Here is a 12,045-nt window from a genome sequence, read left to right as displayed (position 1 = left end):
GGGGTGCCGGTCGTCGGGCCGGGGCCCGGGGTGCTGCCGGTGAGGCCGAAGAACTGGACGGCCTGGGCGGCCATCCCGGTCGACGGCAGGGAGTGACCGGCGCCCTGGATGCTGTACGCCTCGACGTTCACCACACCGGAGGCGCCTGCGAACCGCTGCCGGTTCCAGCCCGACTGCGGGGTGTCGGAGGACGTCGGCGTCTGGCTCAGCCCGAACACGTCGGTCCACTGCTCGACGCTCTCCTGCAGCAGCGAGTAGGGCACGAGGGTGTCGCCGGTGCCGTGCCACAGCTGGATCCTCGGCCGCGTCCCGCTGAACCCGGGGTAGGCCTGCCGCACCAGGTCACCCCACTGCTGGGGTGTTCTGTTCATGCTTCCGCCGGTGCACTTGCTGGTGCTGGGCGGGTAGTCCGCCGCGTTGGCGAAGCATCCGAACGGAACGCCCATGAAGGAGGCGCCGGCCTTGAAGACGTCCGGGTAGAGGGCGAGCATGTGCTGGGTCATCATGCCGCCGGACGAACTACCGGTGGCGAACACCTGGTTCGGGTCGGCGTTGTACTGCTGCTTCACGTAGTTGATCATCGAGTTGATCGAGACGGGGTCGCTGCCGCCGCCGCGCCGCTTGGCCGCGTCCGACCAGGTGTCGAAGCACTTGCCGAAGCCCGCCGACTGGGTCGCGCTCGGGTAGACGACGATGAATCCGTACCGGTCGGCGAGAGAGGCGAACTCGCTGCCGGAGTAGAAGTTCGGGCCGGTGCCGCCGCAGCCGTGCATGGCCACCACCACGGCCGGCTTCGCGGGACGGCTGTCCGGCACGTAGACGTGCATCTGCATGTTGCCCGGGTTGTCGCCGAAGCCGGTCACCTGGGTCAGCGACGCGGCCTGCGCGGGCACCACCGTGACCAGGCCGATCAGCGCGATGCCGACCGCCACCACGACGGCGGCCAGCCTTGCTAACGGTCTGCGTGATCTCTTCACTGCGGACTCCTCGGAATGCGCCGTACGGCATCCGGCCGAGGCCGACCGTGCCGGCGGTGGGGGGAGCGCCCACGCGCGGGATCGCGACGCGGGCGCGGCTGTCTGCGGCCGGCGGAACCGCGGGCCGATGGAGCGGTGAGCGTCGAGGCCTCGGCCGGTGGAGGGGACCGGCCCGCGGCCCTCGCGGACAAGGACCGAGGGCCGCGGGCGGCCACCATGAGGCCCAGGAGCCCCATGCCTCATATAACAATGACCGTATCCCCCGGACAGAAAACCGTCAATCAATCTGCGTCGAACGAGAGTTGGCCTCCGGAGACCCACCGAGCCGCACTCCCGCGAGCAGGTCCGCGGTGGTGTGCGCCCCGATGCCGCCGTCCGCGCCGGAGGGCAGCGCGGCCACCGCGCGGACGTGTTCCTGGGCGGTCCCGGCGAGTCCGTCGTAGACCGCTGTGAAGAGGTCCCTGACCTGCTCCCTCCGCCAGCCCGACGGCATGCAGCGCATCGGCAGCCGCGGATCGAGGACGTGGAACCGGCGGTAGGTGTCCATGACCTCGGTGCGCGCGCACACGGCCTCGACGCCGCCCACGCCACCGGCCCGCATCCGTGTCAGCAGCGGACTCCAGCGCTCGACGAAGGAGGTGTACTCCTCGGCGATGGCGTCGACGTCCCAGGCGTCGAGCGGATCGCGGCGGGCGGTCGACTCCAGTTCGACGTGCCGGGCCCGGAAGACGGTCAGCGATCCCGGGCCGACCTGGGCCAGCTCCTCCCGCGCCCTGGGGGTGAACGGCCGGGGTGACAGCCACAGCCCGTCGTACAGCGGCGCGTACCCGAGCCAGCGCAGTCTTCCCCGCAGCGTCCGGCGCTCCGCGCTGCGGCCCTCGGGGAGCGAGAAGGAGATGACCGTCCAGGTGCCGTCCCACTTCTCGGCCCGCTCGGTGAACGCCACGATCGAATGGCCCGAGAGGGAGAGGTTGACCGCGGCAGGGTCACTGAGCCGGTAGGAACTGTGCCGCCCCTGCCGGCTGCTCTCCAGCACGCCCCGCCGGGCCAGCCGGCTGATGGCGGTGCGGCCGGCGGCGGGCGTGACGCCGAACTCGCCCAGCAGCGCGACGATCGCCCCGGACGGAACGGGCGCGCGGGTGCGCAGGGTGTAGTCGGCCAGCAGCGTCACCGTGAGGCTCTGCGGCGAACCCCCGGCCCTCCGGCGGGGAAGCCGCACCGAGTCGGTCGGGTCGTCGGGATAGATCTCGTTGACGTCGAAGGGACGGGCCACGACACTCCCCGGCACGGCTGCGTACGGCTGGTTCGGTAACTCCCGCAACCTACCGGCCGTTTGGAAGAGCCGCGAACCTGCCCCGCCCTCCCGGAACCGCCTCGCCGCACGCAGGGAAGGAACCCCGGCCGAGGTACGGCCGGGGTTCCTCACGTGGTGTGCGTCAGCGCTGCAGGGTGAGGATGCCCGGCCGGTACGGGAGGGCGTTGTAGTCGCCTCCCGAGTTCGGGGCCTTGCCCTGGTAGAGGAGCTGGAGGTTGCAGGGGTCGATGGTCATGGTCTGGTCGGGGTTGGAGCGGACCAGGTCGCCGTGGCTGATGTCGTTGGTCCAGGTGGCGCCGCTGTTGGCCTTGCCCGCGAAGGGGTTGCTCTCGCTCGCGGCCTGCGGGGTCCACGACCCGCTCAGGCTGGACGACGTGAAGGAGCGGAAGTAGCGGCCGTTGGCGCCCATCGCCTCGACGATCATCAGGTACTGGTTCTGGCCCTGCACCTTGTACACCTGGACGGCCTCGAACAGGTTGGCCTTGGTGTCGCTCATGATGGTCGTGTACGAGGAGCCGAAGTTGCCGGGGAAGTTCCCGATCGGCATGCTCGCCCGGTAGATCTTGCCGTTGTCACCGGCGAAGAACAGGTACATGTTCTGCCCGTCGGCGATCAGCGTCTGGTCGATCGGACCGGTGTCGGAACCCGAGATGCTGCCGGTGAACAGCGCCTGCGGCGAGGACCAGCCGTTGACGTTGGTGGGGTCGCTGGACGTGCGGTACATGAAGGCCGCGGAGCCCCACTGGTAGGCCAGCACCCAGATGTTCTTCGGCGCGAAGTAGAAGAGCGTCGGCGCCACGGCCGCCTGGCTCATCCCGTTCTGGCCGGCCGACGCCATGTCGGACGGGTTGGTGAACGGGCTGAACGCCATCGAGCCGTAGGAGGAGCCCGTCGAGTACGACCCATAGACCAGGAACTTGCCGTTGTGCTTCACCGCGGTGAAGTCCTTCAGCGACACCCACCCGCTCTTCGGCTGCGCCAGCGCGCCCGTGGAGGACCACCGGTACGAGGACGGAAGCGAACACGAGCCGCCTGTCGGCGGGGGCGTCGTCGGGGTGGACCCGCCGCCGGCGGTCAGGCCGCTCCACTTCTGGTTGTTCTGGCCGGTGCACGTCCACAGCTGGATCCTCGTGCCGTTGGCCGTGCCGTTGTCCTTCGCGTCCAGGCACAGGCCGGACTGCACGCCGACGATCGTGCCGTCGGAGTTCACCCGCCACTGCTGGTTCGCGCCGCCGCTGCAGGCGTAGATCTGCAACTGGACGCCGGCCGTGGTGGAGCTGCCCGGAACGTCCAGGCACCTGCCCATCACGGTCAGCTGGTTGCTGTCGGTCAGCGTCCACTGCTGGTTGGACTGCCCGTTGCAGTCCCAGAGGTGCAGGTACGTGCCGTTGGCGGTGTTGGAGCTCGGCAGGTCCAGACACCGGTTGGACGGGGCGTGGCGCAGGGCGCCACTGGAGGCGGCCTGGGCCGGCTGGGCCACGAGCATCGCCGCCAGCGCGGCGAGCACCGCGACCGCGGCGGCGAACACCGCGGACAGATGCCTGCGATGGAGATTCTCTCTGCGCATGAGGACTTCCTCGTCTTGGGCAAAGGGTTCCGGCCCGGCCCGTGGGGGACCGTCCGGACTGTCGATGTGGTGCTGTGCGTCGGCGGTCCGTCGGGTCCGGGTCAGGCCGCGCGGCCTCCCCGGTCCCGCGAAACCCGTGACCGGACCAGCGGCACCCGGTGGCTTCTCGTGTCCACGAAGCGCACCGGCCTGCGCCGGACCTCGAACTCAATGCACACCGTGCCCCACCCCCCGAAGGGGGTCGAGTGCCATCAAGCGAGGTGGAACGGATGGGACTGTGACGCCGTTGATTGTTACCGCTAACACCGCCGGGAGGCCAGGCTCGTGCAGCGGAAATCACCGGCAGTCCGAGAAAGGCAGCTGATCCGCCGTCACGGGTGGCGGTCGGCGGACCACACCCCGCCACACGCCCTCGACACACCGCTCCACGGCACTGACCATTGTCTATTCGCTCCCGCGGGACACCTGGCCAGGCACCGAACGGGTGACCGGGCAGGTGCGGGTCGGTCACGGGCCGGTTCTCCGGCCATGCCACCCCGCCACACCCGGCCTCCCCCGGCCGGGCAGCACCTTTCGGCGGACGCGGCGGAGAACGCACCTGTCCGGGTGAGTTGTTACCGCTAACACGGAATCCGCAGGTCCGGGAGCCCGAGCCGTGGGTGTCGCGTTCCCGGGACCGCCCTCAGGCGCTGGCGCGGACGATCAGCCGGGTCGGCAGGATCAGGGCGGACGGGTCCTGCCCGTTGACGAGTGCGGCAAGCATGCGCGCCATCTCCCGCCCGAGGGCCTGTATGGGCTGGTGCACGGTGGTGAGTGGCGGGTCCGACACCTGCGCGACGGCCAGGTCGTCGAAGCCCACCACGGCGACGTCGTCCGGCACCCGTCGGCCGGCCTCGCGCAACGCGCGCAGCGCTCCCACGCCCATGTTGTCGTTGGCCGCGAACACCGCGTCGACGTCCGGGCGTTCGGTGAGCAGCGCGGTCATGGCGGCGGCGCCGCTGCTCTCGGTGAAGTCCCCCGCCCGGGGCGGGAACGGGTCGAGACCGGCGGCCAGCATGGCGTCCCGGTATCCCCGGTACCGGGTGCGTCCGGCTTCGGTGTCCAGCCGGCCGCAGAGGGCGGCCACGCGCGTGCGGCCGAGCGCGATCAGGTACTCGGTCGCCTCACGCGCGCCCCCCGCGTTGTCGACGTCCACGTACCAGCGCGGTACCGAGCCGACCGGTCGTCCGCCGAACACGACGGGCATCGTCGCCCTTTCGGCCATCCGGGCGAGCGGATCGTCCTCGCGCAGCGCCATCAGCATCACGCCGTCCGCGCCGTTGGAGCGGAGGAGCTCCTCCACCCTCCTGCGGCCCCGGTCGGAAGCGGCCAGACAGAGCATCAGGTGCAGGTCGGCCTCCTCCAGGGCGGCCGACGCCCCGACGATCACCTGGGCGAAGAACGGGTCGGCGAAGATCGACGGGTCCTCCCCGGAGACCACCAGGGCGGCCGCGCCTGTCTGCCGGGTGGCCAGCGCACGGGCGGTCGAGTTGGGCACGTACCCGAGCCGCCGCACGGCCCGCGCGACCGCCTCGCGCTTGAGCCGGCTGACGTGCGGGGCGTTGTTCAGGGCACGTGAGGCCACCGAGCGGGAGACGCCTGCCAGTTCGGCCACCTCGTCGAGCGTCGGCTGCCGACGGGGCGCATCCTCTGCCATGTAACGCGATCCTCTCCTGTCGACCGGGCGGCCTCCATCCTCGCGCATGCCGCCGCCTCCCCCGGTAGGGCCGAGCCGGCCCTACCGACGACGTCACGGCGGCCGGTGAGGGTGCCTCCCAGGACAGATTTGGGAGCGCTTCCAGACAGATGCGGCCCCTTACCGACGGTAAGACTGCCGCTCTCTCCCCGCCTCTTGACAGCACAAGCGGAACGCCACAACCTTACCGATGGCATCCCCCTAAACCTCAGGGCTGGAAGCGCTTCCAGTATGGGAGCGCTCCCCCGAGGACGTGCTCGACTCCTGCCTGTGTCGCCCCTCCGGAGGACCGGCACCGCACGGGGACGCCGCACCATCGCACTTCCTTCAGCGCGTCGCACGCTCGGGACGAGGCCGGCGGCGCGTCACTGCCAGGAAATCGAGGTACACACATGCGCCGCAGATTCCGCACCCTGCTGGCAGCGTTCTCCGCCCTGCCGCTCGCGCTCGCCGCCGCCCCGTCCGCCCACGCGGCCGATCCGACCACCATGACCAGCGGGTTCTACGTGGACCCCGACTCCAGCGCCAAGCGGTGGACCGCCGCGAACCCCGGCGACGGCCGGGCGGCCGCGATCAACTCCTCGATAGCCAACACCCCCATGGCCCGCTGGTTCGGCTCCTGGAGCGGCACCATCGGCACGGCCACGGGGGCGTTCGCGGGCGCCGCGGACAGCCGGGACAAGCTGCCCGTGCTCGTCGCCTACAACATCTACAACCGCGACTACTGCGGCGGACACTCCGCGGGCGGGGCCTCCTCGCCCTCCGCCTACGCGAGCTGGATAGCCCAGTTCGCCGGGGGGATCGGCAGTCGCCCCGCCGTCGTCATCCTGGAGCCCGACTCCCTCGGGGACTACGGGTGCATGACGCAGGCCCAGATCGACGAGCGTGAGGCCATGCTCACCGGCGCCCTCTCCGAGTTCAGCCGCCAGGCCCCCAACACCTGGGCCTACCTCGACGCCGGCAACCCGGGCTGGACCGATGCGGGAACCATGGCCCGCCGTCTCCACGAGGCCGGTCTCCGGCAGGCCCACGGCTTCTCGCTGAACGTCTCCAACTACTTCACCACGGCGCAGAACACGGCCTACGCCAACGCCGTCAACAGCGCACTGAGCTCCCGCTACGGCTACACCAAGCCGTTCGTGGTGGACACCAGCCGCAACGGCAACGGCTCCAACGGCCAGTGGTGCAACCCTTCCGGCCGCAGGATCGGCACGCCCACCCGGCTGGGCGGCGGCGCCGAGATGCTGCTGTGGATCAAGACGCCCGGCGAGTCCGACGGCAACTGCGGGGTCGGGGCCGGCTCCTCGGCCGGCCAGTTCCTCCCCGAGGTCGCCTACAAGATGATCTACGGCTACTGATCCCGAGGGCATGGCCCGGCCGGGTCCCCGCCCGACGGCCGCGTCCCTCACCCTTCCCCCACTCCCCCGATGCCTCATCAGGAGGAACAGTCATGGGCTCGAACGCCCTCCCCGGACCCCTGGTCCACCGGAAGATCCGCAGCCTGTTACTCGCGCTGCTCGTCGGCGTCCTCGGTGCGTCCCTCGCACTGATCGGGCCGCCGGACGCGAGCGCCGCCGAGAGCACGCTCGGCGCCGCGGCGAAGCAGAGCGGCCGGTACTTCGGCACCGCGATCGCCTCGGGCAGGCTGAACGACTCGACGTACACCACGATCGCCAACCGTGAATTCAACTCGGTGACGGCCGAGAACGAGATGAAGATCGACGCGACCGAGCCGCAGCGCGGTCAGTTCAACTTCACCTCCGCCGACCGCGTCTTCAACTGGGCGACGCAGAACGGCAAGCAGGTGCGCGGCCACACCCTGGCCTGGCACTCCCAGCAGCCGAGCTGGATGCAGAACCTCAGCGGCAGCTCGCTGCGCCAGGCGATGATCGACCACATCAACGGCGTGATGGGCCACTACAAGGGCAAGATCGCCCAGTGGGACGTCGTGAACGAGGCCTTCCAGGACGGAAGTTCGGGAGCGCGGCGCGACTCCAACCTGCAGCGCACCGGCAACGACTGGATCGAGGTGGCCTTCCGCACCGCGCGTGCCGCCGACCCGGCCGCCAAGCTCTGCTACAACGACTACAACGTCGAGAACTGGACCTGGGCCAAGACCCAGGCCATGTACAACATGGTCAAGGACTTCAAGCAGCGCGGCGTGCCGATCGACTGCGTCGGCTTCCAGTCGCACTTCAACAGCGGCAGCCCCTACAACAGCAACTTCCGCACCACGCTGCAGAACTTCGCGGCCCTGGGCGTCGACGTGGCGATCACCGAACTGGACATCCAGGGAGCCTCGTCCACGACGTATGCCGCCGTGGTGAACGACTGCCTGGCCGTGTCGCGCTGCCTCGGCATCACCGTCTGGGGTGTGCGCGACAGCGACTCCTGGCGGTCCGGGGACACCCCGCTGCTGTTCAACAACGACGGCAGCAAGAAGGCCGCCTACACCGCCGTCCTCAACGCGCTGAACGGCGGCTCGACCAACCCCAACCCCACGCCGACCCCCACGTCGCCCTCGGGCGCCGGTCCGATCAAGGGCGTGGCCTCGGGCCGCTGCGTCGACGTGCCCAACGCGAGCACCACGGACGGGACCCAGGTCCAGCTGTGGGACTGCAACAACGGCACCAACCAGCAGTGGTCGTCCACCGCGGCCGGTGAGCTCAGGGTCTACGGCAACAAGTGCCTCGACGCCGCCGGCACCGGCAACGGCGCCAAGGTCCAGATCTACAGCTGCTGGGGCGGCGACAACCAGAAGTGGCGCCTGAACTCCGACGGATCGATCGTCGGCGTCCAGTCCGGTCTCTGCCTCGACGCCGTCGGCGCCGGAACCGGCAACGGCACCCAGATCCAGCTCTACTCCTGCTCGGGCGGCAGCAACCAGCGCTGGACCCGCACCTGACGGATCCGCGACGGACGCGCCCCGGTGGGGCCCCCGGATGCCCGGGGGCCCCACCGGGGCGCCGTCACCCTCCCAGGTCCAACTCGGTCAGACGGCGGTCGTACTCACGGGAGATCGCCGCGTTCGGAGCCGCGTTCCGCGCCGCCCGGTACATCCGCGCCGCGTCGCCCGTACGACCGAGGCGGCGCAGGGCGTCGGCGCGGACGGCGGGCAGGGCGTGGGTGCCGGCCAGCTCCTTGGGCGTTCCCAGGGCATCCACGGCGTCCAGCTGGGCCTGCGGACCGTCGCGCATCCCGACGGCGACCGCGCGGTTGAGCGCGACCACCGGATTGGGGCTCAGGACCAGGAGGCGGTCGTACAGACCGACGATCCTCCCCCAGTCGGTGGCGGCGGCGACCGGGGCGAGGGCGTGCTCGGCGGCGATCGCCGCCTGGATCGCGTAGGGGCCGCCCGCCGGCAGCGCCTGGCGGGCGAGGGCCACGCCCTCGGCCACGAGCGCCCGGTCCCACCGTGTCCGGTCCTGGCGCTCCAGCGTGACCAGGCCGCCGTCCTCGTCGAGCCGGGCGGCGCGCCGCGAGTGCTGGAGCAGGAGCAGCGCGAGCAGGCCCCGCGCCTCCGGCTCCTCGGGAGCCTCGGCGGCGACGAGCCGGGCGAGCCGGATCGCCTCCTCGGCGAGGGCGTCGCGGAGGGTGTTCCCGTCGCTGGGCGCGTACCCCTCGGTGAACACCAGGTAGACGACGGCGAGCACCCCGCCCAGCCGCTCCGCACGTGCCCCGGGCGGCGGCACCCGGTAGGGGATCCCCGCGTCCGCGATCTTGCGCTTCGCCCGCAGGATCCGCTGCGAGACGGTGTCCTCGCCGACCAGGAAGGCGCGGGCGATCTCCCGCGTGGTGAGGCCGCCGACCGCCCGCAGGGTCAGTGCCACCCGGCCTTCGACGGGGAGCGCCGGGTGGCAGCAGGTGAACACCAGCCGCAGCCTCTCGTCCCCGGGCGGCCCGGGTTCGCGGGCCGCCTCGACCGCGGCGGCCTCGGCGAGCTTCCCGTGTTCGGTCGTCCGCCGGCGCAGCACGTCGAGGGCGCGGTTCCGGGCCGCGGCCACCAGCCACGCTCCCGGCTTGCGTGGCACTCCGTCCCGTTCCCAGGCGGGCAGGGCGCGGGCGAACGCCTCCTGGACACAGTCCTCGGCCAGTTCCCAGTCGCCGGTCAGGCGCACGATCGTGCCGAAGACGACGCCCCACTCACCGCGGTACGCCTCGGCCAGCGCCGCCCGGACCTCCGACGGACCGGTGGTCACGAGAGGTCCGTCCAGAACTCGCGCAGCTCGGCGGTCCCTGACCGCGCCATGGGACAGCGGGCCAGGTAGTCGACCGCTTCCTCCCACTCGCCGTCGATGAACACGATGCCCGACACCCATTGCGGCACGTCCGCGTACGCCCCGTCGGTGACCAGCAGTTCCCCTTCACGGCGGCGCACGAGGGTGGCGTCGTGGACGGGCCGCAGGTGCTCGCCTCCGAGGTAGCGGCCGGACGCGACGCCCTCGAGGATCCAGTGGGCCACTGCGTCCGGGTCGGGTGTGAAGGGCGGCGCGCCGGGGTCGGTCCGGAGGATCCCGAGGAAGCGTGCGGCGGGCACGTCACCCTCGTGCGGGACGTTGCCGGTGCCCGGGCCGAGGTCGAGCGGTTCGACCGGCCGGATCTCGATGCGCCCGCCGGTCGCCATCGGGTGCGAGGCGGCGACCTCGATCGCCTCGTCGAGGTCGGCGGCCTCGACGAGGTCGTATCCGGCGACCCACTCGTTCGTCTCGGCGAACGGGCCGTCGGTGACCAGCACGCGGTCGCCGCGGACGCGGACCGTCCTGGTCTCGCCGACGGGCCTGAGCGGCATTCCCTCCACGCGCACGCCGCGGCCGTTCCACTTCTCGACCCATTCCTCCGGGCTCTCGTCGGTCGGCTCCCCGGCGGGGTCGGTGGCGACGAACAACACGTACTTCATGACCGTTTCTCCTTCCGGACGTCTCATGAGGACGCCGAAGGGTTTCCGCCGGATCCGACAGGGCGACCGATATTTCGTCGAGGAAATCTTTCTCGCGCCCCTCCGCCCCGTCCCCGTCCCCGTCCCCGAGGAGCTGGTCCCCATGACCACGACAGACCACGACCCGCACCCGACGACGCTGGCGCTCCGCGCACTGACGGACCACCGCACCTCCGTCCGGCTCCGGGCCGCCCTGACGATCGGCACCACCCCAGACCCCCGCACCATCGACGCCCTGGTCGAGCGATGCGCCGTCGAACCCGAGTTCTTCGTCCGCGACATGCTCACCTGGGCGCTCACCCGTCACCCGGCGCACCTGACCCTCCCCGCCCTGCTCCGCGAGGTCCGCTCCGAGCGCCCCCAGGCCCGCAGCCAGGCCCTGCACACCCTCTCCAAGATCGGCGACCGACAGGCATGGTCCGCGATCACCCGCACCTTGCTGTGCGACCCCGACGACGAGGTCGCCACCAGCGCGTGGCGGGCCGCCGTCGTCCTCGTGCCGCCGGGACAGGAGCCCCACCTGGCCACCACGCTGGCCACCCAGCTCGGCCGCGGCGGACACGACACCCAGCTGAGCCTCAGCCAGGCCCTGGCCGCCCTGGGCGACGCGGCCGTACCGGTCCTGCACGCCGCGACGTCCGCCGACGCCCCCCACGTCCGCGCGCACGCGCTCGCCGCACAACGACTGCTGCACGACCCGGACGCCGGCTTCGCCACGGCGATCGAGGAGGCCAAGCGCGTCAGCGCCCTGCACGGCGCCCCGGTGACGGACGATGAGCACCGTGCTGATCGGTGACGTGTCGAAAAGATCCGGTGTCAGTGCCCGCATGCTCCGGCACTACGAGTCCCTCGGCCTCGTCCGGCCCTCCGCCCGCACGAGCTCCGGCTACCGCGAGTACTCCGAGGAGGACATCCGGCGCATCTTCCACATCGAGAGCCTGCGTTCCCTCGGCCTGCCGCTCCGCGACATCGGGCGCGCCCTCGACGACCCCGCGTTCCGGCCCGCCGCCCTGGTCGGCGACCTCATCCGCCGCACCCGCGACCGCATCGCCGCCGAGACCGAGCTGCTGACCCGCCTGCGCCGGATCGAGGCCGCGGACGCCGCCGACTGGCAGGACGTCCTCCAGGTCGTCTCCCTCCTGCAGGCCCTCGGCTCCCAGAGCGCCCACACCCGTCAACGCGCCGCCCTCGCCTCGGGCACCGGCTCCCCCGTCCCGACCGAGGCCCTCGTCGAGGCGGCCCTGCACGAGACGGACCCCAACGTCGCAGGCGCCCTGCGCTGGGCCCTGGCCCGCTCGGGCGACAGCGCCGCCACCCTGCTCGCCGAGGGCCTCACCTCCCCGTCGGCCGCCGTGCGGGAACGAGCAGCCCAGTGCCTCGCCGCCCTGCCCGGCGACACCGCCACCACCTCGCTGCGCGGCGCCCTCACCCACCCCGACACCGCGGTCCGCAGCCGCGCGGCCCTGGCCCTCGGCACCCGCGGCGAGGCGGACGCGGTCCCCACCCTCCTCGACC

Annotated in this window: 10 protein-coding genes; 4 read left to right on the top strand and 6 right to left on the bottom strand. The window is 71.7% G+C overall.

The genetic code is table 11. The features are described from left to right. The 4 genes from ACOV8S_RS05560 to ACOV8S_RS05545 form a co-directional block, all read right to left on the bottom strand. A partial coding sequence (locus tag ACOV8S_RS05560; protein WP_448316403.1) for an extracellular catalytic domain type 1 short-chain-length polyhydroxyalkanoate depolymerase occupies positions 1 to 977 on the bottom strand: 977 nt, incomplete at its 3' end. Between the two features lie 277 nt (positions 978 to 1,254). Next, positions 1,255 to 2,250, bottom strand: coding sequence for a PaaX family transcriptional regulator (locus ACOV8S_RS05555; RefSeq protein WP_448316402.1), 996 nt, complete (start codon positions 2,248 to 2,250; stop codon positions 1,255 to 1,257). A 163-nt stretch (positions 2,251 to 2,413) separates the two neighbouring features. Beyond that, on the bottom strand, positions 2,414 to 3,859 hold the full coding sequence (locus ACOV8S_RS05550) for a non-reducing end alpha-L-arabinofuranosidase family hydrolase (protein ID WP_448316401.1): 1,446 nt from the start codon (positions 3,857 to 3,859) through the stop codon (positions 2,414 to 2,416). 682 nt (positions 3,860 to 4,541) lie between these two features. Next, positions 4,542 to 5,555 carry a LacI family DNA-binding transcriptional regulator gene (locus tag ACOV8S_RS05545; protein ID WP_448316400.1) on the bottom strand — a complete coding sequence of 338 codons (1,014 nt, stop codon included), beginning with the start codon at positions 5,553 to 5,555 and terminating at the stop codon, positions 4,542 to 4,544. A 431-nt stretch (positions 5,556 to 5,986) separates the two neighbouring features. Here ACOV8S_RS05545 and ACOV8S_RS05540 point away from each other — a divergent pair, with 431 nt between their 5' ends. Together ACOV8S_RS05540 and ACOV8S_RS05535 are read left to right on the top strand one after the other, a co-directional pair. After that, the gene (locus tag ACOV8S_RS05540) at positions 5,987 to 6,952 is read left to right on the top strand and encodes a glycoside hydrolase family 6 protein (RefSeq protein WP_448316399.1); all 966 of its coding nucleotides are present in this window, start codon (positions 5,987 to 5,989) and stop codon (positions 6,950 to 6,952) included. Between the two features lie 92 nt (positions 6,953 to 7,044). After that, complete coding sequence (locus ACOV8S_RS05535; RefSeq protein WP_448316398.1) at positions 7,045 to 8,499, top strand: endo-1,4-beta-xylanase; 1,455 nt, start codon at positions 7,045 to 7,047, stop codon at positions 8,497 to 8,499. 64 nt (positions 8,500 to 8,563) lie between these two features. Here the strand turns inward: ACOV8S_RS05535 and ACOV8S_RS05530 are convergent, their stop codons facing one another. Together ACOV8S_RS05530 and ACOV8S_RS05525 are read right to left on the bottom strand one after the other, a co-directional pair. Continuing rightward, a complete protein-coding gene (locus tag ACOV8S_RS05530; RefSeq protein ID WP_448316397.1) occupies positions 8,564 to 9,793 on the bottom strand; it encodes an RNA polymerase sigma factor in 1,230 nt (409 codons plus the stop codon). Next, positions 9,790 to 10,491, bottom strand: a complete 702-nt coding sequence (locus tag ACOV8S_RS05525) for a YciI family protein (protein WP_448316396.1) — start codon at positions 10,489 to 10,491, stop codon at positions 9,790 to 9,792. The genes ACOV8S_RS05530 and ACOV8S_RS05525 overlap by 4 nt, the downstream gene beginning before the upstream one ends. A gap of 142 nt (positions 10,492 to 10,633) precedes the next feature. Here ACOV8S_RS05525 and ACOV8S_RS05520 point away from each other — a divergent pair, with 142 nt between their 5' ends. Together ACOV8S_RS05520 and ACOV8S_RS05515 are read left to right on the top strand one after the other, a co-directional pair. Next, positions 10,634 to 11,326 (top strand): HEAT repeat domain-containing protein, encoded by a 693-nt coding sequence (locus tag ACOV8S_RS05520; RefSeq protein WP_448316395.1) that lies wholly within the window; start codon positions 10,634 to 10,636, stop codon positions 11,324 to 11,326. Beyond that, positions 11,313 to 12,045 (top strand): MerR family transcriptional regulator (locus tag ACOV8S_RS05515; protein WP_448317362.1); only part of this gene is annotated, 733 nt, incomplete at its 3' end. The genes ACOV8S_RS05520 and ACOV8S_RS05515, both read left to right, overlap by 14 nt.

Source organism: Streptomyces sp. CO7, from assembly GCF_053474865.1.
The sequence above is the reverse complement of the archived record's forward strand: the minus strand, read 5'-3'. Positions and strand labels throughout refer to the sequence as shown.